At 49.9% G+C, this 25,796-nt stretch carries 24 protein-coding genes, 1 pseudogene and 1 riboswitch; of the genes and pseudogenes, 15 read left to right on the top strand and 10 right to left on the bottom strand.

Annotation, left to right across the window (positions count from 1 at the left end; genetic code table 11):
- Positions 1-151: 151 nt before the first annotated feature.
- Genes J4613_RS05670 through J4613_RS05660 form a run of 3 tightly spaced genes read left to right on the top strand, consistent with a single transcriptional unit; the run spans position 152 to position 3,067 of the window.
- A complete protein-coding gene (locus tag J4613_RS05670; RefSeq protein ID WP_000272850.1) occupies positions 152-1,837 on the top strand; it encodes a sensor histidine kinase in 1,686 nt (561 codons plus the stop codon).
- On the top strand, positions 1,834-2,553 hold the full coding sequence (gene btsR, locus J4613_RS05665; protein ID WP_000598637.1) for a two-component system response regulator BtsR: 720 nt from the start codon (positions 1,834-1,836) through the stop codon (positions 2,551-2,553). The genes J4613_RS05670 and btsR overlap by 4 nt, the downstream gene beginning before the upstream one ends.
- 46 nt (positions 2,554-2,599) lie before the next feature.
- On the top strand, positions 2,600-3,067 hold the full coding sequence (locus J4613_RS05660) for a DUF1456 family protein (RefSeq protein WP_000950413.1): 468 nt from the start codon (positions 2,600-2,602) through the stop codon (positions 3,065-3,067).
- Between the two features lie 56 nt (positions 3,068-3,123).
- On the opposite strand, the gene J4613_RS05655 is transcribed toward J4613_RS05660, so the two are convergent.
- From J4613_RS05655 to metG, 3 genes are all read right to left on the bottom strand, one after another.
- Complete coding sequence (locus J4613_RS05655; protein ID WP_001197951.1) at positions 3,124-3,654, bottom strand: YehR family lipoprotein; 531 nt, start codon at positions 3,652-3,654, stop codon at positions 3,124-3,126.
- 171 nt (positions 3,655-3,825) lie between these two features.
- On the bottom strand, positions 3,826-4,284 hold the full coding sequence (locus J4613_RS05650) for a YehR family lipoprotein (protein ID WP_000703137.1): 459 nt from the start codon (positions 4,282-4,284) through the stop codon (positions 3,826-3,828).
- 240 nt (positions 4,285-4,524) lie between these two features.
- On the bottom strand, positions 4,525-6,558 hold the full coding sequence (metG, locus tag J4613_RS05645) for a methionine--tRNA ligase (protein WP_086811971.1): 2,034 nt from the start codon (positions 6,556-6,558) through the stop codon (positions 4,525-4,527).
- A gap of 164 nt (positions 6,559-6,722) precedes the next feature.
- Here metG and apbC point away from each other — a divergent pair, with 164 nt between their 5' ends.
- The 6 genes from apbC to J4613_RS05615 all read left to right on the top strand — a co-directional run bounded on the left by apbC (position 6,723) and on the right by J4613_RS05615 (position 13,465).
- Positions 6,723-7,832, top strand: coding sequence for an iron-sulfur cluster carrier protein ApbC (apbC, locus tag J4613_RS05640; RefSeq protein WP_001005424.1), 1,110 nt, complete (start codon positions 6,723-6,725; stop codon positions 7,830-7,832).
- 277 nt (positions 7,833-8,109) lie between these two features.
- Entirely contained in the window at positions 8,110-8,391 is a 282-nt protein-coding gene (locus J4613_RS05635) for a YehE family protein (RefSeq protein WP_000760404.1), read from the top strand.
- 278 nt (positions 8,392-8,669) lie between these two features.
- Complete coding sequence (yehD, locus tag J4613_RS05630; protein ID WP_000830693.1) at positions 8,670-9,200, top strand: fimbrial protein YehD; 531 nt, start codon at positions 8,670-8,672, stop codon at positions 9,198-9,200.
- Between the two features lie 55 nt (positions 9,201-9,255).
- Positions 9,256-9,939, top strand: coding sequence for a fimbrial biogenesis chaperone StcB (stcB, locus tag J4613_RS05625; protein WP_145980415.1), 684 nt, complete (start codon positions 9,256-9,258; stop codon positions 9,937-9,939).
- A gap of 13 nt (positions 9,940-9,952) precedes the next feature.
- Positions 9,953-12,442 (top strand): fimbrial biogenesis outer membrane usher protein, encoded by a 2,490-nt coding sequence (locus tag J4613_RS05620; protein WP_000945367.1) that lies wholly within the window; start codon positions 9,953-9,955, stop codon positions 12,440-12,442.
- Positions 12,443-12,457: 15 nt separating this feature from the next.
- Positions 12,458-13,465, top strand: a complete 1,008-nt coding sequence (locus J4613_RS05615) for a putative fimbrial-like adhesin protein (RefSeq protein ID WP_000765279.1) — start codon at positions 12,458-12,460, stop codon at positions 13,463-13,465.
- A 261-nt stretch (positions 13,466-13,726) separates the two neighbouring features.
- Here J4613_RS05615 and rcnB read toward each other — a convergent pair whose 3' ends face one another.
- Positions 13,727-14,041, bottom strand: a complete 315-nt coding sequence (gene rcnB / locus J4613_RS05610; RefSeq protein WP_000837534.1) for a Ni(II)/Co(II) efflux transporter accessory subunit RcnB — start codon at positions 14,039-14,041, stop codon at positions 13,727-13,729.
- Between the two features lie 281 nt (positions 14,042-14,322).
- Positions 14,323-14,419, top strand: a riboswitch (TPP riboswitch).
- A gap of 31 nt (positions 14,420-14,450) precedes the next feature.
- On the opposite strand from rcnB, the gene thiM reads away from it, so the two are divergent.
- Genes thiM through J4613_RS05595 form a run of 3 tightly spaced genes read left to right on the top strand, consistent with a single transcriptional unit; the run spans position 14,451 to position 16,817 of the window.
- Complete coding sequence (gene thiM / locus J4613_RS05605; protein ID WP_001182163.1) at positions 14,451-15,248, top strand: hydroxyethylthiazole kinase; 798 nt, start codon at positions 14,451-14,453, stop codon at positions 15,246-15,248.
- On the top strand, positions 15,235-16,035 hold the full coding sequence (gene thiD / locus J4613_RS05600) for a bifunctional hydroxymethylpyrimidine kinase/phosphomethylpyrimidine kinase (protein ID WP_001749141.1): 801 nt from the start codon (positions 15,235-15,237) through the stop codon (positions 16,033-16,035). The genes thiM and thiD overlap by 14 nt, the downstream gene beginning before the upstream one ends.
- Before the next feature lie 35 nt (positions 16,036-16,070).
- Positions 16,071-16,817: a GntR family transcriptional regulator gene (locus J4613_RS05595; RefSeq protein ID WP_001728489.1), complete on the top strand. Its 747-nt coding sequence runs from the start codon at positions 16,071-16,073 to the stop codon at positions 16,815-16,817.
- Here the strand turns inward: J4613_RS05595 and J4613_RS05590 are convergent.
- The 3 genes from J4613_RS05590 to J4613_RS05580 are packed head-to-tail and all read right to left on the bottom strand — an operon-like array spanning position 16,791 to position 20,025.
- Positions 16,791-17,756, bottom strand: coding sequence for a PfkB family carbohydrate kinase (locus J4613_RS05590; protein ID WP_111742293.1), 966 nt, complete (start codon positions 17,754-17,756; stop codon positions 16,791-16,793). The two genes, J4613_RS05595 and J4613_RS05590, sit on opposite strands and share 27 nt — an antisense overlap.
- On the bottom strand, positions 17,753-18,757 hold the full coding sequence (locus J4613_RS05585; RefSeq protein ID WP_111742294.1) for an ADP-ribosylglycohydrolase family protein: 1,005 nt from the start codon (positions 18,755-18,757) through the stop codon (positions 17,753-17,755). Before J4613_RS05585 ends, J4613_RS05590 begins: the two co-directional genes overlap by 4 nt.
- Positions 18,754-20,025, bottom strand: coding sequence for a nucleoside permease (locus tag J4613_RS05580; protein ID WP_000858692.1), 1,272 nt, complete (start codon positions 20,023-20,025; stop codon positions 18,754-18,756). The genes J4613_RS05585 and J4613_RS05580 overlap by 4 nt, the downstream gene beginning before the upstream one ends.
- 253 nt (positions 20,026-20,278) lie before the next feature.
- On the opposite strand from J4613_RS05580, the gene fbaB reads away from it, so the two are divergent.
- The gene (fbaB, locus tag J4613_RS05575) at positions 20,279-21,331 is read left to right on the top strand and encodes a class I fructose-bisphosphate aldolase (RefSeq protein ID WP_000129590.1); all 1,053 of its coding nucleotides are present in this window, start codon (positions 20,279-20,281) and stop codon (positions 21,329-21,331) included.
- Positions 21,332-21,383: 52 nt separating this feature from the next.
- Here the strand turns inward: fbaB and yegS are convergent, their stop codons facing one another.
- On the bottom strand, positions 21,384-22,283 hold the full coding sequence (gene yegS / locus J4613_RS05570; RefSeq protein WP_001273393.1) for a lipid kinase YegS: 900 nt from the start codon (positions 22,281-22,283) through the stop codon (positions 21,384-21,386).
- 561 nt (positions 22,284-22,844) lie between these two features.
- On the opposite strand from yegS, the gene steD reads away from it, so the two are divergent.
- Together steD and J4613_RS05560 are read left to right on the top strand one after the other, a co-directional pair.
- Entirely contained in the window at positions 22,845-23,180 is a 336-nt protein-coding gene (gene steD / locus J4613_RS05565; protein WP_111742295.1) for a type III secretion system effector SteD, read from the top strand.
- 121 nt (positions 23,181-23,301) lie between these two features.
- Complete coding sequence (locus J4613_RS05560; RefSeq protein WP_001540404.1) at positions 23,302-23,718, top strand: CesT family type III secretion system chaperone; 417 nt, start codon at positions 23,302-23,304, stop codon at positions 23,716-23,718.
- A gap of 15 nt (positions 23,719-23,733) precedes the next feature.
- On the opposite strand, the pseudogene J4613_RS05555 reads toward J4613_RS05560, so the two are convergent.
- Positions 23,734-23,907: pseudogene (locus J4613_RS05555) on the bottom strand (non-LEE encoded effector protein NleB); the annotation flags it as partial.
- Between the two features lie 450 nt (positions 23,908-24,357).
- Entirely contained in the window at positions 24,358-25,719 is a 1,362-nt protein-coding gene (yegQ, locus tag J4613_RS05550) for a tRNA 5-hydroxyuridine modification protein YegQ (RefSeq protein ID WP_001517981.1), read from the bottom strand.
- Positions 25,720-25,796: the final 77 nt, after the last annotated feature.

The raw sequence follows: 25,796 nt of genomic DNA, 5'->3' as shown, positions 1-25,796 counted from the left end.
TTTTTTATGCATTAAAACGCGAAGTAGCGGGTTGCGGCGCGGCGTTTAAGTGATCGTATTCACGAATTCATATTTTTATGCAACAGTTCAAAGAAAGTTACTCGTACTCAATGTATGTTACGCGCTTTTAATTGAAGTGTGGTTTGCGGGTATGTACGAGTTTAATCTGGTGTTGCTGCTGCTTCAGCAGATGTGCGTGTTTCTGGTCATTGCGTGGCTAATGAGTAAAACGCGCCTGTTCATCCCGCTTATGCAGGTCACGGTTCGTCTGCCGCACAAGCTTCTGTGTTACGTCACGTTTTCTATCTTCTGCATTATGGGCACTTATTTTGGGCTACATATCGAAGATTCGATTGCCAATACCCGCGCGATTGGCGCGGTGATGGGCGGCCTACTCGGCGGGCCGGTCGTCGGCGGGCTGGTCGGCCTGACCGGTGGGTTACATCGGTATTCTATGGGCGGCATGACGGCGCTGAGCTGTATGATTTCCACCATCGTCGAAGGGCTGCTGGGCGGGTTGGTACACAGCGTTCTCATACGTCGCGGACGCCCGGACAAAGTGTTTAGCCCGCTGACGGCGGGAGCAATTACGTGTGTTGCCGAACTGGTGCAGATGCTGATCATTTTACTGATAGCCAGGCCGTTTGACGATGCCCTGCATCTGGTCAGTAATATTGCCGCGCCGATGATGGTGACGAATACCGTTGGCGCCGCGCTGTTTATGCGTATTTTGCTCGATAAGCGCGCCATGTTCGAAAAATATACTTCGGCATTTTCTGCTACCGCGCTGAAGGTCGCCGCGTCAACGGAGGGGATTCTGCGTCAGGGATTTAACGAAGTGAACAGTATGAAGGTGGCGCAGGTGTTATATCAGGAGCTGGATATTGGCGCCGTCGCCATCACCGATCGCGAAAAACTGCTGGCTTTTACTGGTATTGGCGACGATCACCATCTACCGGGCAAACCCATTTCATCAGGTTATACGCTGAAAGCAATTGAAACCGGAGAGGTGGTTTATGCCGATGGCAACGAAGTGCCGTATCGCTGTTCGCTACACCCGCAGTGTAAACTCGGTTCGACGCTGGTGATCCCGCTGCGTGGCGAAAATCAGCGAGTCATGGGCACCATTAAATTGTACGAAGCGAAAAACCGACTGTTCAGCTCAATTAACCGTACCCTGGGAGAGGGTATTGCGCAGCTTTTATCCGCGCAGATCCTGGCCGGGCAGTATGAACGGCAGAAGGCGTTGCTGACGCAGTCAGAGATCAAGCTGTTGCACGCGCAGGTGAACCCGCATTTTCTGTTTAACGCGCTCAATACCATTAAAGCGGTGATTCGCCGCGACAGCGAACAGGCCAGCCAACTGGTGCAGTACTTGTCGACCTTTTTTCGCAAAAATTTAAAACGCCCGTCGGAAATCGTCACGCTGGCGGATGAAATTGAACACGTAAACGCTTATCTGCAAATTGAAAAAGCGCGTTTTCAGTCGCGTCTGCAGGTACAGCTTGATGTTCCATCGACGCTTTCACGTCAGAAATTGCCTGCGTTTACATTACAGCCGATTGTTGAGAACGCCATTAAACATGGCACGTCGCAACTGCTTGATACCGGCAACGTCGCTATTCGCGCCCGGCGCGAAGGGCAGCATTTGATGTTAGATATTGAGGATAATGCGGGACTGTATCAGCCTTCCGCCGGCAGTAGCGGGCTGGGGATGAGTCTGGTGGATAAACGTCTGCGCGAACACTTTGGCGATGATTATGGTATTAGCGTGGCCTGCGAGCCGGACTGTTTTACCCGAATTACATTACGACTTCCACTGGAGGAGGACGCATGATTAAAGTGCTGATTGTGGATGATGAGCCGTTAGCGCGGGAAAATCTGCGGATTTTGCTCCAGGGGCAGGATGACATTGAGATTGTGGGAGAGTGCGCGAACGCGGTAGAAGCGATTGGCGCGGTACATAAGTTGCGACCTGATGTGCTGTTTCTGGATATTCAGATGCCGCGTATCAGTGGACTGGAGATGGTAGGAATGCTTGATCCGGAACACCGCCCGTATATCGTTTTTTTAACCGCGTTTGACGAATACGCCATCAAAGCCTTTGAAGAACACGCTTTTGATTATCTGCTCAAGCCGATAGAGGAGAAACGGCTGGAAAAAACGTTACATCGTCTGCGTCAGGAGCGCAGTAAACAGGATGTTTCGTTGTTGCCGGAAAACCAGCAGGCGCTTAAATTCATTCCCTGTACCGGACACAGCCGGATCTATTTGTTGCAAATGGATGATGTCGCCTTTGTCAGTAGCCGTATGAGCGGCGTTTATGTGACCAGCAGTGAAGGGAAAGAGGGGTTTACCGAGCTGACGCTGCGCACGCTGGAAAGCCGGACGCCGCTACTGCGTTGTCATCGTCAGTTTCTGGTGAATATGGCCCATTTGCAGGAAATTCGGCTGGAGGATAATGGGCAGGCAGAGCTGATTTTACGCAACGGCCTGACGGTGCCGGTAAGCCGTCGCTATCTGAAAAGTTTAAAAGAGGCGATTGGCCTGTAAAAGACTGTTAGAATATCGTTTTGCCATAGAAACGACCGAAGGCCTCATGCTGAGTAACGATATTCTGCGTAGCGTGCGCTACATTTTAAAAGCTAATAATACCGATCTGGCGCGTATCCTGGCGCTGGGTAACGTTGATGCTACGCCGGAGCAGATTGCAATCTGGTTGCGCAAAGAAGAGGAAGAGGGGTTTCAGCGTTGCCCGGATATCGTGTTGTCCTCATTTCTCAATGGCCTCATTTATGAAAAACGCGGCAAAGATGAGGCGGCGCCTGCATTGACGGCGGAACGTCGTATCAACAACAATATTGTGCTGAAAAAGCTGCGTATTGCCTTTTCGCTAAAAACAGATGATATCCTGGCGATACTTACCGGTCAGTTGTTTCGTGTCTCAATGCCAGAGATCACCGCGATGATGCGCGCGCCGGACCATAAGAACTTCCGCGAATGCGGCGATCAGTTTATGCGTTATTTTCTGCGCGGTCTGGCGGCCCGTGAACACGCGGCGAAGTAATTCTGCGGTATTGTTCCCGGCAGCGTCCTGTCTGACCGGGAAAACGCATTATTATACTAATTGATTCTATGATACCCGCTCTCTTCCAACAGTTTCTGCGAGCGAATCATTGACAGATAGTACGCGGAACAGTTGTCAATTGATGATCCTGGCAATTTACAGAGGTCGCTTATTTTTGCCTGGGTAAAATCAATATCCACATATTCCGTAGCATAGCTATCATAATAGTCGATTCGTTCAGTCAAACCCGGCATACCCTGATAAGCTTCGCCGACTTGACTCAGCATTTTTTGTGCTTCTTCTTTATTATTGGCTTTCAGGGTCTTATAAAGTAGTTTATGTTCAGATATTTGACGTAAAACGATATCCCCTTTGTAGTAATAGGTTAACTTGATTTCAATACCGTTGAGATTACCTACATAGCGTTGTGTTTCCTCTGACTCTTTGCTAGCGGCTATCTTCTTGATAAACGCTGTCATGTTATTTTGCTTTCCCTGGAGAGTATCGTTTTTCTGATCGCAGCCAGTTATGCTAACCGATAGAGAGAGCGCGAATAGTGGCAGTGCCATAAGACGTAGAACCTGCATAACAATTCCTTGTCGTTAAGTATTGGTGTGGCCAGGAATTCAGGGATTATAGGCTTTGGCGAGGGGACTTACAGCGAGGCTGTCTTTTTTCGGAATTCATAAAGAAAAGACGCTGCCGAAGCAGCGCCCTGAGCGACTTTACCAGTCGATGCAATACATTATGCCTGCCAGTTATTTCGCTTCTTTAAAACCAGCAGCTTCCAGCAGCGTCTGGGTTTGTTTCATGCTGATACCTTTGCTGGTATCGCCGGACACCATCGTCCCTGAGATTTGCTGTAACGCTTTAAAGTCCACTTTTTCCATATCCACAGAGACGTTTTCCTGGGCATAGGTATCTTCATAGGTTAATTTTTCTTCCACTCCGGCGATATTTTTATATTTCGCGCTCAGCGGATCGAGAATTTTGGCGGCATCTTCTTTCGTTTTAGCGCCTACAGTGGCATAGCTGATTTTACTTTCAGACGTCTGCTTAATGATTTTGTCACCTTTATAGGTGTAGGTAATTGAAATTTCTGTCCCCGCCAGGTTTGCGTTAAAGGTCTTTGATTCTTCTTTATCGCCACAGCCAGCAAGAGAGAACACCAGTACGGAAGCCAAAGCCGCGGACAATAACTTGCCAGAAATTTTCATCTAAAACTCCATTTTATATAATGATTGGGTTTTTAAAATAATTTCAATGAATTAATTTAACCCAGTAATAGCAATGTATCAGGGAGAGATAGAATATGACTTTTAGCCGTTATTTAGCAGTCCGGATATGGAGTCTTAACGCTATTGCTTATTAAGGAAAAAGTTAAAACACGCGGATGGGGTGATATGCCAGTCAGGATTAAGCGGTTAAAAAAGCCGGAGCATGCTCCGGCTTGTTGCTTATTTCACCTGTTGGCCAGGCTTCGCGCCGTCATCAGGGCTTAACAGGAAGATATCTTTCCCGCCAGGTCCTGCGGCCATCACCATTCCCTCGGAGACGCCAAAGCGCATTTTGCGCGGCGCGAGGTTGGCGACCATTACCGTCTGGCGGCCAATCAGCGCCTGCGGGTCCGGGTAGGCGGAACGAATGCCGGAGAAGACGTTACGCTTCTCGCCGCCCAGATCCAGCGTCAGACGCAGCAATTTGTCGGAGCCTTCCACGAACTCAGCGTTTTCAATCAATGCTACGCGCAGGTCAATTTTGGCGAAATCGTCAAAGGTGATGGTTTCCTGAATCGGGAAGTCGGCTAACGGGCCGGTAACCGGCGCGGCTGCGGCTTTCACCTCTTCTTTAGACGCTTCAACCAGCGCTTCAACTTGCTTCATGTCGATGCGATTGTAGAGCGCCTTAAAGGTGTTGACCTTGTGACTGAGCAGCGGCTGTTCGATGGCATCCCAGTTCAACTCACTGTTCAGGAAGGCTTCAACGCGTTCAGAAAGCGTCGGCAGTACCGGTTTCAGATACGTCATCAGCACGCGGAACAGGTTGATGCCCATTGAGCAAATGGCCTGCAGGTCCGCGTCGCGGCCTTCTTGTTTAGCCACCACCCACGGCGCTTGCTCGTCAACATAACGGTTAGCGATGTCGGCCAGCGCCATAATCTCACGGATAGCTTTACCGAATTCACGGCTTTCCCATGCTTCGCCAATCACCGCAGCGGCGTCAGTAAAGGTTTTATACAATTGCGGATCGGCCAGTTCAGCCGCCAGCACGCCGTCGAAACGCTTATTGATAAAACCGGCGTTACGCGAGGCCAGGTTGACTACTTTATTGACGATATCGGCATTGACGCGCTGGACAAAGTCTTCCAGGTTCAGGTCGATGTCATCAATGCGTGAAGAAAGCTTCGCGGTGTAGTAGTAGCGCAGGCTGTCGGCGTCAAAGTGTTTCAGCCAGGTGCTGGCCTTAATAAAGGTGCCGCGAGACTTAGACATCTTCGCGCCGTTCACCGTCACGTAACCGTGAACGAACAGGTTGGTCGGCTTACGGAAGTGGCTGCCTTCCAGCATGGCAGGCCAGAACAGGCTGTGGAAATAGACGATGTCTTTGCCGATAAAGTGGTACAGCTCGGCGTCGGAGTCTTTTTTCCAGTACTCATCAAAACTGGTCGTGTCACCGCGCTTATCGCACAGATTTTTGAAGGAGCCCATATAGCCAATCGGCGCGTCCAGCCAGACGTAGAAATATTTGCCCGGCGCGTTCGGGATTTCGAAACCAAAATACGGCGCGTCGCGGGAAATGTCCCACTGTTGCAGGCCGGATTCAAACCACTCCTGCATTTTGTTCGCCACCTGCTCCTGCAGCGCGCCGCTGCGGGTCCACGCCTGCAGCATTTCGCTGAATGACGGCAGATCAAAGAAAAAGTGCTCGGAGTCACGCATTACCGGCGTCGCGCCGGACACCACGGATTTCGGTTCGATAAGTTCGGTCGGGCTGTAGGTCGCGCCGCACACTTCACAGTTATCGCCGTACTGGTCTGCGGATTTACATTTCGGGCAGGTGCCTTTCACAAATCGGTCCGGCAGGAACATGCCTTTTTCCGGATCGTAGAGTTGAGAGATGGTGCGGTTCTTAATAAAACCGTTCTCTTTCAGGCGCGTATAAATCAGCTCGGACAGCTCGCGATTCTCGTCGCTGTGCGTTGAGTGGTAGTTGTCGTAGCTAATATTAAAACCGGCGAAATCGGTCTGGTGCTCCTGGCTCATTTCACCGATCATTTGCTCCGGCGTAATACCAAGCTGCTGCGCTTTCAGCATGATCGGCGTGCCATGAGCGTCATCGGCACAGATGAAGTTAACCTCATGGCCGCGCATTCGCTGGTAACGGACCCAGACATCAGCCTGGATGTGCTCCAGCATATGGCCGAGGTGGATAGAGCCGTTGGCGTACGGCAGCGCGCACGTTACCAGAATTTTCTTCGCGACTTGAGTCATAGTGGGTATTACTTCTTCTGTTGTAAAAAAGGGCTTTGATAGTACCAAAATGGTAATTACTGCGCCAATCGATAAGGGCATTTATCCGTAAATGAATAATTGTTACCGCTGGAGTAAACTACAAAGTTACAATCGTACTTTTCAGAACTACAAAAGGAGTCGGGATGAACGAACAATCCCAGGCCAAATCACCAGATACCCTGCGAGCGATGGTCGCCGGGACGCTGGCGAATTTTCAGCACCCAACCCTGAAGCATAACCTCACCACGCTTAAGGCGTTGCACCACGTCGCCTGGATGGATGATACGCTGCACGTTGAGCTGGTCATGCCGTTCGTCTGGAACAGCGCGTTTGAGGTATTAAAAGAGCAATGCAGCGCCGATCTGTTACGTATTACGGGCGCAAAAGCGATCGACTGGAAACTGTCGTACAACATTGCGACGCTGAAACGCGTCAAAAATCAGCCTGGCATTAATGGCGTGAAAAACATCATTGCCGTGAGCTCCGGTAAAGGCGGGGTGGGGAAATCGTCCACGGCGGTAAACCTGGCGCTGGCGTTAGCGGCTGAAGGCGCAAAGGTCGGGGTTCTCGATGCCGATATTTACGGTCCGTCGATCCCAACCATGCTTGGCGCAGAAGATCAGCGCCCAACATCGCCAGACGGTACGCATATGGCGCCGATTATGTCTCACGGCCTGGCGACCAACTCGATCGGCTATCTGGTGACTGACGATAACGCGATGGTATGGCGCGGCCCAATGGCCAGTAAGGCGCTGATGCAGATGTTGCAGGAGACGCTGTGGCCGGATCTGGATTATCTGGTACTGGATATGCCGCCGGGAACCGGGGATATTCAGCTAACGCTGGCGCAGAACATTCCTGTTACCGGCGCGGTGGTGGTGACTACGCCGCAGGATATCGCGCTGATCGACGCCAAAAAAGGTATCGTGATGTTCGAGAAGGTGGAAGTGCCGGTGCTCGGCATTGTGGAAAATATGAGTATGCATATTTGTAGCAACTGCGGCCATCACGAACCGATCTTCGGCACGGGCGGCGCGCAGAAGCTGGCGGAAAAATACCATACTCAGCTTCTGGGTCAGATGCCGCTGCATATTAGTCTGCGTGAAGATCTCGATCGCGGTACGCCGACGGTGGTTAGCCGTCCGGAGAGCGAGTTTACCGCGATCTATCGCGAACTGGCCGATCGCGTTGCGGCACAGCTTTACTGGCAGGGTGAAGTGATTCCGGGAGAAATCGCCTTCCGCGCGGTGTAATCCTCCTGACGTATTCCAAAGAGAATATGACATTCACTGCATTAATATATATTGATGCAGTGAATGTATTAATAAAATAATAGCCCCCGCATTGTTAATTCCTGCTTAAACAGACAGGTGTTTATCTGAAATAATCGGCAAAAACATTATTTGAATTGATCATACCTATCCTACTGATTTATTTTTTCAATTGGTTTTAAGGTATCGATACGTTCATACTGCTCATCAGGACGGCCTGCATACTGTTTGACGTTCACCAGAGGAACAATTGCTCACTATGAAAAAATATTTGCTGATGGGAATTATAGTTTCGGCTTATGGGATAAGCGTACCCGTTTTTGCCTCCGACACCGCAACATTAACCATCAGTGGAAAAGTGACCGCGCCAACGTGCAGTACAGAAGTGGTAAACGCACAGTTGCAGCAGCGTTGCGGCAACACTATCCACGTTTCAACGCTGCAAACACCCGCCGCTACGCCGATGAGAGGTGTGACAACGCAGCTATACACGGTGCCTGGTGATAGCACCCGACAGATTGTTGTTAATCATTACGACTAATTCTTATTAATTCCGCAGGCCCATATCATTGATATCAATGATATGGGCTTTTTTATTTGTTGTGTTTATGTTTAAGGGCAGTAAATTTCGGAAATTAATAAGTTTACAAAATAATGATAAGCAATGATTATTTGTTGCAATTATATTGCAATCTGTAAATTGTTTTAAATCAACAAAACATCGTGTTTACATTGCGATAACTTCCTGTCTATGAGAATTTTCGTTGCAAGGGTTAATAACTCTTAACAAATAGAAATTACTTCATTAAGGAAGAGATTATGAAACGTTCACTTATTGCTGCTTCTGTATTGTCTGCTGTATTTATGAGCGCTGGGGTTTTTGCTGCTGATGAGTATGATTCAGGCGTTCTGAATATTAACGGAAAGGTGGTTGGTACTACCTGTCAATTTTTGGGTACGAACACCGCTGAAATTAGACTGAATGAAATTGGTGCGGATAAAATAATTAATTTAACCCCGGGTCAGATTTATGACGCAGTAACTAATCAAACTCAGATGCCGTTGAAAATAAAATGTCAACAGGGTGTAGCGCCGCGTATTACCTTCTCTTCAACGCAATTTGATAGCCACGATATCACATTTAATAACGGGTCTGCCAAAGGTGTCGGTTTTGCGGTTTACTACGGAAGTACGGATAATCAGATTGATCCAGAGACGGGGGTGACACTAGCTCCAAATAGCAGCGGTGAATACGACCTGACTTTTTTAGCACGCTATGCGCGTTTAGACGGTGATGTTGCTTCTGGTGATGTTAGCTCAACACTGACTTTAACGGTTGTTACTGACTAATTTATTCAACCGGCGGCGTTCGTCGCCGGTTTTTTATAAGCAAGGCCGTGTAAATATGAAAATATTATCTGCAGTATTATTATCTGCCATAATTTTGCCTGCGCATGCTGGTATTGTTATTTATGGTACGCGTGTGATTTACCCGGCAGAGAAGAAAGAAGTCGTTGTACAATTGGTGAATCAGGGCGAGCAAGCTTCGCTGGTACAGTCCTGGATTGATGACGGTAACACTTCATTACCGCCAGAAAAAATTCAGGTGCCATTTATGCTGACGCCGCCAGTGGTGCGCGTTGCCGCTGAGTCTGGTCAGCAGATCAAAATCAAGAAAATGCCTAATAGCTTACCGGACAACAAAGAAAGTCTGTTTTATCTGAATGTGCTTGATATTCCACCAAACAGCCAGGAAAACGCCGGTAAAAATGTGCTTAAATTCGCAATGCAGAATCGAATAAAATTAATATGGCGCCCCAGTCGAATTGCCGCCGTAACCAAAGACAGTTTTCAGCGGATTGGTTTATTTCGCAGTAATAAAACTGTCATCATGAAAAATGATACTGCAAACTGGATTACCGTGACGGATGTAAAAGCAGGAAATACTAAGATTAATGATCAAACTATCATGCTGCCACCGCTATCGACGCAAAATATTAACATGAAATATGCGTCAACAAGCCAGTATGAAGTAACAATTATTGATGATAATGGTAACTATATTAGTAGCAAAATCAATGTAAAATAAACAGGAGTTCATCATGCTAAGGATGACGCCCATCGCTTCGCTTGTTTTATTGACTCTGTTTACCTGGCAAACGCAGGCTATCGCGACGGAAACGTTTGATACCCATTTTATGGTGGGGGGAATGAGAGATCAAAAAATAACAAATTTCCATCTGGATGAGAATAAGCCAATTCCGGGACAGTACGAACTGGATATTTATGTCAACAATCAATGGCGAGGTAAATACGATATCATTGTTGCCGATGAACCCGGTAGCACGTGTATTTCAACTGAGTTGTTGAAAAATATTGGAGTGATAAGCGATGGTCTGCAACCGCAGGGAGCAACGGATTGTATTGCGTTAAAAGATGTCGTGAGAAGCGGTGGCTATACTTTTAATATTGGAGTTTTTCGGCTGGATTTGAGCGTTCCCCAGGCCTATGTAAATGAGGTCGAGGCGGGTTATGTATTGCCTGAAAACTGGGATCGCGGCATCAATGCATTTTATACTTCTTACTATGCCAGCCAGTATTACAGTGACTATAAGAATTCTGGCAGTAGTGAAAGTACTTACGTTCGGTTCAATAGCGGTTTCAATCTGTTGGGCTGGCAAGCGCATGCGGATACCACATTTAATAAAACCGATGGCAGCAGCGGTGAGTGGAAAAGCAACACATTGTATCTGGAGCGCGGTATCGCTGAGCTCCTCGGCACATTACGCGCCGGGGATCAGTATACCTCGTCAGAGATTTTTGATTCTGTGAGATTTACCGGCGTTCGCCTGTTTCGCGATATGCAAATGTTGCCAAACTCGAAACAGAATTTTACGCCGTTGGTGCAGGGGATTGCACAGACTAACGCTTTGGTAACCATCGAACAGAACGGATTCGTTGTTTATCAGAAAGAGGTTCCTCCTGGCCCCTTTTCCATTGCGGATCTGCAACTCGCGGGCGGTGGCGCGGATCTTGATGTCACCGTGCGTGAGGCGGATGGTTCGATAAATACCTGGCTGGTGCCTTACGCTTCCGTACCGAACATGTTGCAGCCTGGCGTCTCTAAGTATGATTTTTCCGCCGGCCGTAGTCATATTGAAGGCGCCGATAATCAGGCCGATTTTACACAAATCAGTTATCAGTATGGCCTTAATAACCTGTTGACGCTTTATGGCGGTACGATGCTATCGAACCATTATAATGCGTTTACCCTCGGCACGGGGTGGAATACCCGGATTGGCGCCATTTCGCTTGACGCTACGCGAGCGCACAGTAAACAGGATAATGGCGATGTATTTGATGGTCAGAGTTATCAGATTGCTTATAATAAATACCTGACCCAAACATTAACTCGGTTTGGTCTGGCTGCGTATCGGTATTCATCACAGGATTACCGCACATTTAACGATCATGTCTGGGCCAATAATAAAAATAACTATCGTCGCGATAAGAATGATGTATACGATATTGCTGATTATTATCAAAACGATTTTGGGCGTAAAAATACGTTTTCAGCTAATGTGAGCCAATCCTTGCCAGAAGGATGGGGCGCAGTATCACTGAGTGCATTATGGCGTGATTACTGGGGACGTAGCGGCACCAGTAAAGATTATCAAATAAGCTATTCCAATACGTTCCAGAAAATTAATTATACGTTATCCGCCAGTCAGACTTACGACGAGGATCATAATGAAGATAAACGTTTTAACCTGTTTATTTCAATTCCCTTTGACTGGGGGGACGGTATTACTACCCCGCGGCGTCATCTGAATGTGTCGAACTCGACGACCTTTGATGATGATGGATTTACCTCAAACAATATTGGTTTAACCGGTACGGCAGGCAGTCGCGATCAATTTAATTACGGCGTGAATGTTAGTCATCAGCGACACGATAGTGAGACCACTGCGGGGACGAATTTAACCTGGAATACGCCCGTTGCAACGCTTAATGGTAGTTACAGCCAGTCGTCCAATTATACTCAGACCGGCGGAAGTATTTCCGGTGGGGTTGTAGCCTGGAGTGGCGGGTTGAATTTATCCAGCCGGCTTTCAGATACCTTTGCGATTATGCAGGCTCCGGGACTTGAAGGAGCCTACGTTAACGGCCAAAAATATCGGACCACCAATAAAAAAGGAACGGTGGTTTATGACAACCTTACGCCATATCGCGAAAACCATCTTATGCTTGATGTGTCGCAAAGTAGCAGTGAAACGGAATTACGCGGTAACCGTAAAGTTGCCGCCCCGTACCGAGGGGCCGTCGTGCTAGTGAATTTTGATACCGACCAGCGTAAACCATGGTTTATTAAAGCGCAGCGTCCTGATGGCTCGCCTCTTATTTTTGGTTATGATGTAGTAGATCATCATGGTCATAATGTGGGCATTGTTGGACAAGGTAGTCAGCTATTTATTCGAACGAATGATATTCCGCCCGAAGTCAGTGTACCAGTAGATAAAGAGCAGGGGCTTTCATGTTCAATCACCTTTGGTAAAACGGTTGATGAAAGTAAAGTTTATATTTGTCGGTAGTGGTGAGGTGGTGAAATGAAACTCTTTCTTTTTATCGTGATGTTATTGATTTTACCTGAAACATACGCAGCCTGTACGGGAGAAATTACTTATCAGGATAATTTAATTATTCGTGAGGATTTTACGATTAACCCTAATCAGTCCGCAACTTATAGCCATAATTTTAACGATACAACTTGTTCAGGGACTTATAAGATAACGCGTATGGATCCTTCCGATATCATCGTGGGATTATACAATGATACAGTAAAACTGAAGTTAAAAATCGCCTGGGCAGATAATAATACTCTCACAATGCCGTTTACAACGGGCTATACGGTAACGGTTGAACCCGCTTCCTCTGGGGCGAATGTAAATATTTCTGCCGGTAGTGGGAACAGTGTCCTAATCAACGGGGTGGTATCAATAACAAGCGCTTCTTCTGCAACTCAGTTTACGGCCGGTTTGCGGTTTTTAGGGTGCCTGCTAGCAGGAAGAGGCTGGAATGCCTGTGCCGCAGATTATAATAGTTATCTTAGAGGTGCAGGGTTATATTCATTTGATCTGTTTGTGTCCTACGATCGCAAGCAGACAACCTGCAAACCTGAAGATCTGACGATCACGCTACCGAATATTGCGCTTTCTGAATTATATAACACAGGCAAGGTCAGCAACAAAAATGCCGCGGATAATATTCGACTCCAGTGTGATAATCTTTTTGGTAATGCTAAACAAACATCGCGTAAAATGACGGTTTATCTCTCCAGCAGTGATTTAATACCAGATAGCTATTCTGTGTTGCGTGGTGCTGTGAATAATGGCGTCGGATTTATACTGGAGAGCGGTGGAAAAACGGTGAATATTTCAAATACAGCAGAGCAGGGTAATGCTTCAACGTTATGGAAAGTGGATCAAGTAGGCACGCCGCTCAACAGTGATATGATAACAATCCCTATTATCGCCAGTTATTATGTTTATGACCGAGACAATATAAAACCAGGCGATCTAAAAGCGACTGCGCTGATCTATGTGAAATACGATTAATATATATGAAAAACATTTAAGATATATGGCGCGATAGGTGAATGAACTTCCGGTCACTTACAATAATAAGTGACCGGGATGACAATCTTTCTGCAATAAATTTTAATGTGGTATGCGGTAGTTTCAAAAGGGCGAGATCCAGAGCGAATCGGGTAGTGAAGGCAGTCAACAAAAAGGCAGTTTGAAGGGGATAGAGTGATTAAGGGCTAATAAAAAAGTAACATGGGGCTGTATTTCCCCCTCTGGATGAGGGGGCTTTTTTTATCGATGATAAAAAATCTCGCCATCATAGGCTTTGATAATTTTTCCATCGGTATCGTTAATCAGTACATACGCGCCGCCCATATAGGTCCAGTGAGTACCGGCATCTGGCGCGGGCAGATTACGTAATTTCCACTGTTTAATATTATACTCATCGGTGCGGTACATTTGCGGAACGGTATCGCCGGGCTTGAAGTGGGTGAAGTCGGCGATAAAGCTTTTTAACTCATATTGATCAATGCCCGTTGTCGCGGGGGCGGCCCATGCAAAACTGGTTGCAAGCAACAGCGCGCAAGGCAGCAACTTACTTTTCATATTTTTACCCTCCACATATGCGGGTCAGTTAACATCGTGTGTATCATTTCTGCTGGTGGCGTATCTGACAAGCGCTATTTTGTTATCTCACGCCCCTTTTCGTAAAAAGTGTAAACGAAAGCGTCGTGCAGCAACATATCCGCCAGCAAGTTTGCCAGAACCGAATAGGTTTTGAGAACTATCTGATAACGCTGAAATTATCGTCCGCGGCTGGCTGTAAATTTACATTGTCTGGCGCAGACAGTATGCTTAATAGCGAAACCCCGCTTAACACGGTGGGGCTTGACGACTCGGGGTGCCCTTCTTTGTGAAGGCTGAGAAATACCCGTACCACCTGATCTGGATAATGCCAGCGTAGGGAAGTCTGACACTGCTCGTGTCTCTTCTTCACGCGGGCAGGAGCTGAACCATGCAGCCTGACCTGCACTGCCGCACGCTTGCGGCGCATACGTTAAAACACTTTCGCGCGCTCTCCCCGCTTACGCACTGTATGACGAATGACGTCGTACAAACGTTTACCGCCAATACGTTGCTGGCGCTGGGCGCTTCACCCGCCATGGTGATTGATCCTGTCGAGGCCAGACCGTTTGCCGCCATCGCCAACGCCTTGCTGGTTAATGTCGGAACATTAACCGCCTCACGCGCTGACGCGATGCGTGCGGCGGTAGAAAGCGCTTATGATGCCAAAACGCCGTGGACCCTTGATCCTGTCGCGGTGGGCGCGCTGGAATTTCGTCGGCGATTTTGCCTGGATCTCTTGTCCCTGCGCCCGGCGGCAATACGCGGCAACGCCTCGGAAATCCTGGCGTTATCCGGCATGGCGCTGGGCGGACGTGGCGTAGATACCACCGAGGCGGCGTTGGCCGCACTGCCTGCGGCGCAGGCGCTGGCGCGTCAGATAGACTGCATCGTTGTGGTTACCGGAGAGATAGATTACGTCACTAATGGTCAGCGCACGCTGAGCATTCCCGGCGGCGATCCGTTAATGACTCGCATTGTAGGCACCGGCTGCGCGTTGTCGGCGGTCGTCGCCGCCAGTTGCGCGTTACCGGGCGCCGCGCTGGACAATGTCGCGTCGGCCTGCTGCTGGATGAAACTGGCTGGACAGGCCGCGGCAGAGCGTAGCGAAGGACCGGGTAGCTTCATCCCGGCTTTTCTTGATGCGCTCTATCATCTGGATGTGGAGGCGGCCAATGCAACGAATTAACGCGCTGACGATTGCTGGTACCGATCCCAGCGGCGGGGCCGGTATCCAGGCGGATCTCAAGACCTTTTCCGCGCTGGGCGCGTATGGCTGTTCGGTCATCACCGCGCTGGTGGCGCAAAATACCTGTGGCGTACAGTCGGTGTACCGGATAGAGCCGGGCTTTGTCGCCGCTCAACTTGATTCCGTGTTCAGCGATGTGCGCATTGATACCACGAAAATCGGGATGCTGGCGGAAACCGATATTGTCGAGACCGTGGCGGAACGGTTACAGCGTCATCATGTACGTAATGTGGTGCTGGATACGGTGATGCTGGCGAAAAGCGGCGATCCGCTGCTCTCGCCCTCTGCGATAGAAACATTACGCGTCCGGCTGTTGCCGCAGGTATCGCTGATTACGCCTAATTTGCCGGAAGCCGCAGCGTTGCTGGATGCGCCCCATGCGCGTACGGAACAGGAGATGCTGGCGCAGGGGCGGGCGTTACTGGCGATGGGGTGTGAAGCGGTATTGATGAAAGGCGGGCATTTAGAGGATGCGCAAAGCCCGGACTGGCTCTTTACCCGTGAGGGCGAGCAACGTTTTAGCGCGCCGCGTGTGAACACCAAAAATACGCATGGGACGGGCTGTACGCTGTCGGCGGCGCTGGCGGCGTTACGGCCCCGGCATCGCTGTTGGGGAGAGACGGTAAACGAGGCGAAGGCATGGCTTTCGGCGGCGTTGGCGCAGGCGGACACGCTGGAAGTGGGGAAGGGCATTGGTCCGGTACATCATTTCCACGCGTGGTGGTAGTATACTGCCTACAGACCCGTCGTCAGGAAAGATAAATGGAACAAGCGCATACCCGGCTCATCGCGCAACTGAATGAACGAATTTCAGCGGCGGATAATACGCCGCTATACATGAAATTTGCCCAGACGGTAAAGGATGCCGTGCGCAGCGGTATTCTTGAGCACGGTAATATTTTGCCTGGCGAACGCGATCTCAGCCAGCTTACCGGCGTCTCGCGTATCACGGTACGGAAAGCGATGCAGGCGCTGGAAGAAGAGGGTGTCGTCACGCGCGCCCGCGGCTACGGTACGCAAGTCAATAATATCTTTGAATATTCCCTGAAAGAGGCGCGGGGATTTTCTCAGCAGGTTGTCTTGCGCGGCAAAAAACCGGATACGCTATGGGTTAACAAACGCGTGGTAAGTTGTCCGGATGAGGTCGCGCAGCATCTGGCGATCCCCGCAGGCAGCGACGTCTTTTTACTCAAACGCATTCGTTATGTTGATGAGGATGCGGTATCGATTGAAGAGTCCTGGGTGCCCGCGCATCTGATTCATGATGTCGACGCGATTGGCATTTCGTTGTATGACTATTTTCGTCGCCAGCACATTTACCCTCAGCGTACCCGATCCCGCGTCAGCGCCCGGATGCCGGATGATGAGTTTCAGTCGCATATTCAAATGGATGGTAAAGTGCCGGTGCTGGTGATTAAGCAGGTGGCGCTCGATCAGCAGCAGCGGCCTATTGAATACAGCATCAGTTATTGTCGTAGCGACCTATACGTTTTTGTGTGCGAGGAGTAGCGCCTCGCGCGTGGGCGCGCAGTCGCCGCCGCGATGCCCGACCACCCAGCTTGCCACCGCATTTCCCAGCAGTACGGCATCCGCGAGCGGCCAGCCTGACGCCAGTCCTGCCAGCACGCCGCCAGCATGGCTGTCGCCTGCGCCGATGGTATCCACCACGGTTGCCGGAAACTCTGGCACAACGCCGGAAGATTGCGCGCTAAAATACCACGCTCCGTCTTTATCGTGGCGCACCACCAGCGGCGCGGAAAAGCGGTTTACCCATGCTTCGCCGAAAGTGCGCGTATCGGTCGCAAGCCCGGCGCGTTCCGCAGCGATGATGGCTTCCTGGCGATTGAGGGAGACGATGGGTCGGCAGGCCATAATGCGCGCCATTACATCGTCTGTAATATCACCGATTCGTGGGCCAAAATCGATAAAAGGCGTGACATCGTCGACGGTTTCCAGCCACTGGATCAGTGGCTCGCCACAGGACGAGGCCAGTTGATAGCCGGACAGGTAGACAAGACTGCCCCGCGGTGTCCTGAGCTGCGACAGCCAGTCCGCATTCCACTGGTTTTCCACGCCGCTAAAAGACATAAACGTGCGTTCGCCATCCGGTTCGACTAACGCCAGACACCAGCCGTTATCTCCTTCAACCGCGTCAATCACGCTGGATAATCCCTCTTTTGCCAGACGGCGGCGAATCCTCTCCGCCCACACGCCCTGGCCCAGCGGCAGCGCATTGCTGGCGTCAATCCCCAGCCGTTTCAACGCCACGGCAATATTCAGCGCACAGCCGCCGACATTGACGCTTTGTTGTTGCAGTTCAAGATCGCCTCCGCGACGCGGCAACGTCCAGGCGTCGGCAATGATATCGATTACTGCCGCGCCGATAACGGTGAGCGGACGCCGGGTATGCAGGGTCGGTAATAATGTCAGCAACCGTGCGCCGTTCATAGTGCCTCCCGCCGTTGACGATAACTCGCCAGCGCAACGGCATAGCGCGCAAAATCCAGCTGATTAACCTCGTCCAGCGTTTGCTTTAACTGGGGGTTAATGGCGCTTACCCCGTGCAACGCGCCGCAAATGGTGGTAGCCATCGCGCCGATAGTGTCGGTATCGCCGCCGAGGTTAGCGCACAGCACGGCACAGCGGTTAGGATCGGTATTCGCCAGCTCCACCATGGCGATAGCGCAGGGAACCGATTCAATGGTGCTGGTTCCCGCGCCGATGATCTGATAGAGCTGTTCGCTGGCAGATTCGACGCCGTCGGCGTGGCGGACAATGTTTAGCGCCAGTTCCAGACGTGCCGATAGCGAGGCGCTAAACGTGGTAATACGCGCTGTCTGCGCCTGATGGGCGACGGCGGGGAGCGAGTCGGCAATACTTTGCCACGTGTCGCCGTTAACCGCTCGCGAGACGGCCCAGGCGACAACCACGGCGCCAGCCACCGCCAGATCGGATTTATGCGTCGGGCTGGAGGCTAACGCTACTTCTGCTATAAAGGCTGTCAGGTTAGTTGGCGGCAACAGGCAGCCCAACGGCGAAACGCGCATGGCCGCGCCGTTAGTCACGCCGTTGTTTTCCAGCGCCGCGATGGGTTTGCCGTCGCGAATCGCGTTCAGCGCAATTTTTGACGTCGGGCCGAGTACATTTTTATTGAACGCATCAAAGCGTTCCGCCCAGGCGAGGATGTTACGCCCAATAATCTCGGGATCAATGTTGCCTTCGCATTCGAGTAGCGCGTCGGCCAGGCAGAGCGCCATTGCGGTATCATCCGTAAACTCCGCGCGGTTAAAATAGCAGGCGGCATTATTCTCTTTTGGCCCGGGCAGAAAGCGGTCAATCCAGCCGAAATGCGCTTTGACGCGCGTTCTCGGCCACAGCTCAGAGGGCATTCCCATCGCATCCCCTAACGCTTGCCCGTAAAGAGCACCGAGAATACGTTCTGCTTTCATTTTACTTCCCCTTGTGTCAACGCAATATCGCGATCGTCAATAGCAGTGATCTCTTTGTCCGATTCGCGAAAGAAAATCATAAACAGTAGCGCGATGACGGCAATCATCACTGCGCCAAACGTCCACATGCCCGCCCAGTTGAATGTCAGACCGTTAACCGGTTGCGGATAAGCAAACATTTTTTCCATCATCACGCCGCCGAGACGATAGCCCAGCAGGCTGCCGAATCCCTGACAGCAGAGGGTGATAAGCCCTTGCGCAGCGGTACGCATATGAACCGGCGCTTTTTTATCGACATAAATGTAGGCGGTGACGTAGTAGAAATCGTAACTTACGCCGTGCAGCAAAATACCGAGGAACAGCAGGGCGTAAGTGAAGTACGTCTCCGCGCCGCCATAGACAAAAAAGCCGTAGCGGATCGCGGCGGTAATAAGACCAAGTAATAATACCTTTTTAATACCAAAGCGCTTAGTGAAAAAGGGTAGCGCCAGCATAAAGAAGATTTCAGAGAACTGGCCGAGCGTCATCCAGCCGGTGGCGTTTTTCATTCCCACTTCTGTCAGATAGCCGTTAGCGAAGATGTAGTAGAAGGCCAGCGGCATCGCAAACAGGAAGGAACAGAAGAAGAAAACGAGAAAGTTTTTATCGCGCAGCAGAACCAGCGCATCCAGCCCCAGCATCACTTTAATATCCATCTTGCCGGTGCTTTTTGGCGGCGTGTCTGGCAGACAGAACGCAAATACGCCCAGCAACGCTGAACTTGCGGCGGTTATGAGCAGTGGAATGTTGGTGGGGGAAATATCGTTATAGCCTAACATTTGCGGCAAGAATCCACAGGCGAGGCCGGAGGCAATCCACCCAATGGTTCCCATAACGCGAATGCGTGGAAAATCGCGTTCAACGTCCGGTACGTTAGCGAAGGCAATGCTGTTTGTCAGCGCGATGGTCGGCATATAGGTCAATGAATAGGCCAGGAGCAGCGGAAAGAATCCGGCAAAGGTGGTTTGCTGCGCCGCGAAATACATCAGCACGGCGCCTGCAAACATCAGTACCGCCAGGACTTTTTGCGCTGAGAAAAAACGGTCGGTAACGGAGCCGACCAGAATCGGCGACAGGATCGCCGCAATGGCGGTACAGGCATAAGACCAGCCTATTTCACCGGCGGAAAACCCGCTTTTATTTAGCCATAGCCACAGGGGGACGAACCAGGCGCCCCAGATAAACCACTCCACGAACATCATGAACGACAGTTTAAAGGTCGTTTTCATTTTTGAATCCTTCATGACAGGTAAGGTACGCCACGACAATACCACTTAATAATACCTTTTAAATACCATTGAGCATTAATTTTGACCGATCTAACACTTTTTCGGACGTGAATCGAGTCAGCAGATAGCGCCGAAAAAATGCGCTAAAGTTGGCAAAAATGGTCGGTCAGTACCAGGCTTATTGCGACCCGCAATCTGCGGGGCAGGACTATTCACCTTCCGATACCCTATCGGAACTTACGGGAGCATAGCTATGACTGATATTGCGCAGTTGCTTGGCAAAGACGCCGACAGCCTTTTACAGCATCGTTGTATGACCATTCCTTCCGATCAGCTTTATCTACCCGGCAAGGATTACGTTGACCGGGTGATGATTGACAATAATCGTCCACCAGCCGTTCTGCGTAATATGCAGACGCTCTATAATACTGGACGCCTGGCGGGAACAGGATACCTTTCGATACTGCCCGTCGATCAGGGAGTGGAGCACTCCGCCGGCGCTTCTTTTGCGGCCAACCCGCGCTACTTTGACCCAAAAAATATTGTTGAATTGGCGATTGAGGCCGGCTGTAACTGCGTGGCCTCTACCTACGGCGTACTGGCCTCGGTTTCACGGCGCTATGCGCACCGTATTCCGTTTTTGGTCAAACTGAATCACAACGAAACATTGAGCTATCCGACAGAGTACGATCAGACCCTGTACGCCAGCGTTGAGCAGGCGTTCAATATGGGCGCCGTGGCGGTAGGCGCGACGATCTATTTCGGTTCGGAACAGTCCCGTCGCCAGATTGAAGAGATCTCCGCCGCTTTTGAGCGTGCGCATGAGCTGGGTATGGTGACCGTATTGTGGGCTTACCTGCGTAATTCTTCCTTTAAAAAAGACGGCGTCGATTACCATGTATCCGCTGACCTGACGGGGCAAGCCAACCATCTGGCCGCTACGATTGGCGCGGATATCGTGAAACAGAAAATGGCCGAGAATAATGGCGGTTATAAAGCGGTCAACTTCGGCTATACCGACGACCGCGTGTACAGCAAACTGACCAGCGATAACCCGATTGATTTGGTACGTTACCAGTTGGCGAACTGCTATATGGGACGCGCCGGGCTTATCAACTCCGGCGGCGCGGACGGCGGCGACACTGACCTCGGCGACGCGGTTCGTACCGCGGTGATCAACAAACGAGCCGGTGGAATGGGGCTAATTCTGGGACGTAAAGCCTTTAAGAAATCGATGGCTGACGGCGTGAAGTTGATTAACGCCGTACAGGATGTCTATCTGGATAGCAAAGTCACCATCGCCTGAGTTTAACGAAGAAAAGCCGGATGTGAGCGCATCCGGCCAGCGACTGGTGTTATTAACGTAGCAACGGGCAGTCTGGCGGCAGCCGACAGCGTAATGCGCCAGGCAGCACCTCAATATGAAATTCTTGCCCGCTGAGTGGTTCGCCATCCAGATTGAACGTGATTTCATGCGGCGCATGAATATCAAACCACGCTGAGGCGCCGTCAATAATATTCGGATTGTCATCTGACTGCGTGAGTGTGGAAAACAGCGCCGGCAGCAGTTCTTCGCCGGTAAAAATCCGTAGCTGTAACAGTCCGTCGTTAATCAGCGCGGTGGGACATAATTGCTGCCCGCCGCCGGCCTGACGACCGTTGCCGATGCCGATCACCAGCGCATCTCCCTGCCAGTGAAAGTTTTCGCCACGTATTTCGCAGCGGTCAGGGGTCAGCGTATCCATTCTCATCAGACCGTGAATAAGATAGGAGACGCCGCCCAACGCGGCTTTAAGTTTTTCCGGCGTTTCGGTGGTAATGCGGGTGCCAAAACCGCCCGTCGCCATATTGATAAAACAGGTTTTATCATTGACCCTGGCCATATCAATTTCCATCGCGTTTCCGGCAATCGCCAGTTTCAGCGCTTTGTCCAGCGCTTCAGGAATACCGGCGCTGGTGGCAAAATCGTTGGCAGTGCCGAGCGGCAAAAGGCCCAGTGCAGGGGCTACGCCGTCGCGGATCTGGATGAGCGCGGTCGACACTTCATTAATGGTACCGTCTCCGCCGCCGGCAATCACCGTTTCAACGCCCAGTCTACGGGCTTCATCAACGTAACGCTGCGCGTCGCCTTTTTCCCAGGTTACCCGAACGTGAATCTGTATGCCTTCGTCGCGAAGTAGAGTAATGGCCTCACGTAGCGGCTGGTTATCAGCGCTTTTGCCATTGAGGATCAGTAAGCTGGCGGGAAAGTTAGCCATCCGTTATGCCTTAATAGGTTGAACAACAATCTCCAGAAAGTGTATAGCAGAAATGAAAAAGCGAGGTCAGAACAGGATGAAAATTGAAATGTTGCGCACTTATTGCTTTACCGTTTTTCTTCCTACTGTACGCAGCGGTAAGCGAAGCATGGTTTAAGGCAAATGGCGACAAGAGAGATGCCGGTATGCGCATTGAGTATCGCTTGTAAGAGTGCAAGGAAACCTCAAGGGGTAGTCAGACGCTTTCCGATATAGCGCCTTTAATAACGAAACGGAGAATTAACAAGACGAACATACGTCAGTTATCAGTATTAATTTCAAACTTCATAATATCAGATAAAAACCTGATATTTATTACCAAACATACTTTTTAATAGCATAAAATCGAAATGTTCTTTAGACTCTTTAGCAGAAACACGGCGCACTATTAGAAGCACGCTACTATATATCAAATAAAACCTATTTAGATGATGGCTTAGCGCGGTGTCCTATAGTCGTACCGTTGCCTGATGTATCGCTTTTCTCATAAACATAAACAGGCATGTGCATGAAGAGGTTTATATGAATGTCACTTCAGGCGTGAATGCGCAAACGCCATTGCTCGCTCCTTCTGAACGGGGTAATGACGAAAAACCGGTAGCTGAAATCGTTGATTTTAACGCTTACGGCAATAAACCCAGATGTTTAATGTGCCTGGGAACCACGGCATTGTTTACAGGTGTTTTCAGTGGGGTATGCTCAGGGGCTGTCGCCAGTGTCAGTAGTGGTACTGCATATACTACCGCCCTGACGGTTTTAGGCGCATCGTTTGGCATGGGGGGAATTGGTATGATGGGAATATGCGCCGGACTATACCTTAGCGCAAATGGCATCAGAACCCGGCCAGCCTGGCCATAAATGAGCAAACACAGCAAGTCATAGGGAAAAGACGAATTCCGACGATGACACGGGGTGTTAAGCGTCCAGACCAGAGGCTTATGACTTATATAGGAACGCTTTAGATAGAGTATGGGGTGTTATGTATTCAAGAGCCGATCGCTTATTAAGACAGTTTTCACTAAAATTAAATACCGATTCAATTGTCTTTGACGAAAACAGATTATGCTCATTTATTATAGATAACCGTTACCGTATCTTACTAACAAGCACTAACAGTGAGTATATAATGATATACGGTTTTTGCGGAAGACCTCCGGATAATAATAATCTTGCTTTTGAATTTCTCAATGCTAATTTATGGTTTGCAGAGAATAATGGACCACATTTGTGTTATGATAATAACTCACAATCATTATTATTGGCTCTCAACTTCTCACTAAATGAAAGTTCTGTAGAGAAACTTGAATGTGAAATTGAGGTTGTTATTAGATCAATGGAGAATCTGTATCACATTTTACAGGATAAAGGAATAACTCTGGATACCGATTATACGTGACGGTGGGAAGGGGATTTGGTGATCTAGTGGTAATAGAGGATAATCAACCCCAGCAAAACTTACATGGCCTGATGAAGGTGGACTGAGCGTAGGTGCGATGGTTTGAGTATTACTTTGACATGAAATCAAACCTCTAATCCGGGAAAACATTATTTTAATCCTTGTAAAAGCGGCATTAAAACGTGCCATATTTTTACACGCTTAAATTATCAGTTTTTAACCTTAATTTAATAACCTGGAAACTTTTTGTGTAAGTGCTCACAAAGTAGTTATTGATTTAATTCACTGATTTTAAACGTTAACGTCACAATGCTAAGTCCTGAGTCCGACCGGATGCGGGGAGGATTGTGACTTGCTGGCTGGCAATGGATAGGGGAGGTCTCTAAACCTAAGCGCCCATTTGCGCTTTGGTTAGTGTGGTCAATTTTGGATATGGCGGGAAGTACCACTTTTTTATGGATTATACGCAAAAAATAAGCCTGCGTAAGGGAGATTACGCAGGCCAAGGAGGTGGTTCCTGGTACAGCTAGCATTTATGGGTTATGTTTTTCAGCGCGTTAAATAATACCCGCATTGAGCGAAGCGGTATGTGATCAATTTCTAAGAATCTTCCCGCCATGAAAAAATAACCGCAATTAACTACTTAGCATGGGGGTTACGCGTTGATTCGCCTGAGAAATTACGCATCAATAGTGCGTAATCCAGCGTAACGTCCTGCGGGACGGGCATCCAGACGGTATAGCCATCGCCAGGTGCCACCGGCATAGCGTCGCCTTTGGCGTTCTCCATCTGTTCCAGGGTGAAATTGATATTTCCCTGCGGTGTCATCAGCTCCAGACTATCGCCAACGGAGAATTTATTTTTCACCGCCACGGCCGCCAGTTGGCCTTTACGCTCGCCGGTGAACTCGCCGACAAATTGCTGGCGTTCGGAAACGGAGTACCCGTACTCGTAATTCTGGTAATCGTCGTGCGTATGGCGACGCAGGAAACCTTCGGTATAGCCGCGATGAGCCAGACCTTCCAACGTTTCCAGCAGCGTAGGGTCGAAGGGTTTACCCGCGGCGGCGTCGTCGATGGCCTTACGGTAGACCTGCGCGGTACGGGCGCAGTAATAAAAGGATTTGGTGCGGCCTTCGATTTTCAGCGAGTGGACGCCCATTTTCGTCAGGCGCTCCACGTGGGCGATAGCGCGCAAATCTTTTGAGTTCATGATATAGGTGCCATGCTCGTCTTCGAACGCGGTCATGTATTCGCCCGGTCTTTGGGCCTCTTCTATCATAAACACTTTATCCGTCGGCGCGCCGATACCGAGCGTCGGCTCAACGTTCTGTACCGGAATCGGTTCGTGCTTATGCACGATGTTGCCGACAACGTCTTCTTTTCCTTCCTGCACGTTATATTCCCAACGGCAGGCATTGGTGCAGGTGCCCTGGTTCGGATCGCGTTTATTGATGTAGCCGGAAAGCAGGCAGCGGCCGGAATAGGCCATGCATAGCGCGCCGTGGACGAAAATTTCTATTTCCATATCCGGCACCTGCTGGCGAATTTCCTCAATCTCTTCCAGTGACAGCTCGCGGGAGAGAATCACACGGGTCAGCCCCATCTGCTGCCAGAATTTTACCGTCGCCCAGTTTACGGCATTAGCCTGTACCGACAGGTGAATCGGCATTGCCGGGAAGTGCTCGCGTACCAGCATAATCAACCCTGGATCGGACATGATCAGCGCATCCGGGCCCATCTCGACGACGGGTTTCAGGTCACGGATAAAGGTTTTGAGCTTGGCGTTATGCGGGGCGATGTTCACCACCACGTAGAATTTTTTTCCGAGCGCGTGGGCTTCGTTGATGCCAAGCTGCAAATTTTCGTGATTGAATTCGTTATTACGCACGCGTAAAGAGTAGCGTGGTTGGCCCGCATAGACGGCATCGGCACCGTAAGCGAAAGCGTAACGCATATTTTTCAGCGTTCCCGCCGGCGAAAGAAGTTCTGGTTTAAACATCATTTTCTCGTTCTGATGACAGGTCAGATCCGCCTCACCTGATGAGGCGGCTTGAGGAGAGTCCTCACTTTAAGGGC

The sequence above is a fragment of the Salmonella sp. 32020114201800008SM genome, from assembly GCF_017572025.1.
In the GTDB taxonomy this organism is placed as follows: Bacteria; Pseudomonadota; Gammaproteobacteria; order Enterobacterales; family Enterobacteriaceae; genus Salmonella; species Salmonella enterica.
The sequence above is the reverse complement of the archived record's forward strand: the minus strand, read 5'-3'. Positions and strand labels throughout refer to the sequence as shown.

Coding starts and splice junctions, on each gene's coding strand:
- fbaB (WP_000129590.1), top strand. CDS start 20,279: ATGACTGATATTGCGCAGTTGCTTGGCAAAGACGCCGACAGCCTTTTA.
- yegS (WP_001273393.1), bottom strand. CDS start 22,283: ATGGCTAACTTTCCCGCCAGCTTACTGATCCTCAATGGCAAAAGCGCT.
- btsR (WP_000598637.1), top strand. CDS start 1,834: ATGATTAAAGTGCTGATTGTGGATGATGAGCCGTTAGCGCGGGAAAAT.
- J4613_RS05580 (WP_000858692.1), bottom strand. CDS start 20,025: ATGAAAACGACCTTTAAACTGTCGTTCATGATGTTCGTGGAGTGGTTT.
- thiD (WP_001749141.1), top strand. CDS start 15,235: ATGCAACGAATTAACGCGCTGACGATTGCTGGTACCGATCCCAGCGGC.
- yegQ (WP_001517981.1), bottom strand. CDS start 25,719: ATGTTTAAACCAGAACTTCTTTCGCCGGCGGGAACGCTGAAAAATATG.
- J4613_RS05560 (WP_001540404.1), top strand. CDS start 23,302: ATGTATTCAAGAGCCGATCGCTTATTAAGACAGTTTTCACTAAAATTA.
- rcnB (WP_000837534.1), bottom strand. CDS start 14,041: ATGAAAAGTAAGTTGCTGCCTTGCGCGCTGTTGCTTGCAACCAGTTTT.
- yehD (WP_000830693.1), top strand. CDS start 8,670: ATGAAACGTTCACTTATTGCTGCTTCTGTATTGTCTGCTGTATTTATG.
- metG (WP_086811971.1), bottom strand. CDS start 6,558: ATGACTCAAGTCGCGAAGAAAATTCTGGTAACGTGCGCGCTGCCGTAC.
- thiM (WP_001182163.1), top strand. CDS start 14,451: ATGCAGCCTGACCTGCACTGCCGCACGCTTGCGGCGCATACGTTAAAA.
- J4613_RS05670 (WP_000272850.1), top strand. CDS start 152: ATGTACGAGTTTAATCTGGTGTTGCTGCTGCTTCAGCAGATGTGCGTG.
- J4613_RS05655 (WP_001197951.1), bottom strand. CDS start 3,654: ATGCAGGTTCTACGTCTTATGGCACTGCCACTATTCGCGCTCTCTCTA.
- steD (WP_111742295.1), top strand. CDS start 22,845: ATGAATGTCACTTCAGGCGTGAATGCGCAAACGCCATTGCTCGCTCCT.
- J4613_RS05660 (WP_000950413.1), top strand. CDS start 2,600: ATGCTGAGTAACGATATTCTGCGTAGCGTGCGCTACATTTTAAAAGCT.
- J4613_RS05590 (WP_111742293.1), bottom strand. CDS start 17,756: ATGAACGGCGCACGGTTGCTGACATTATTACCGACCCTGCATACCCGG.
- J4613_RS05650 (WP_000703137.1), bottom strand. CDS start 4,284: ATGAAAATTTCTGGCAAGTTATTGTCCGCGGCTTTGGCTTCCGTACTG.
- J4613_RS05615 (WP_000765279.1), top strand. CDS start 12,458: ATGAAACTCTTTCTTTTTATCGTGATGTTATTGATTTTACCTGAAACA.
- J4613_RS05635 (WP_000760404.1), top strand. CDS start 8,110: ATGAAAAAATATTTGCTGATGGGAATTATAGTTTCGGCTTATGGGATA.
- J4613_RS05620 (WP_000945367.1), top strand. CDS start 9,953: ATGCTAAGGATGACGCCCATCGCTTCGCTTGTTTTATTGACTCTGTTT.
- apbC (WP_001005424.1), top strand. CDS start 6,723: ATGAACGAACAATCCCAGGCCAAATCACCAGATACCCTGCGAGCGATG.
- stcB (WP_145980415.1), top strand. CDS start 9,256: ATGAAAATATTATCTGCAGTATTATTATCTGCCATAATTTTGCCTGCG.
- J4613_RS05595 (WP_001728489.1), top strand. CDS start 16,071: ATGGAACAAGCGCATACCCGGCTCATCGCGCAACTGAATGAACGAATT.
- J4613_RS05585 (WP_111742294.1), bottom strand. CDS start 18,757: ATGAAAGCAGAACGTATTCTCGGTGCTCTTTACGGGCAAGCGTTAGGG.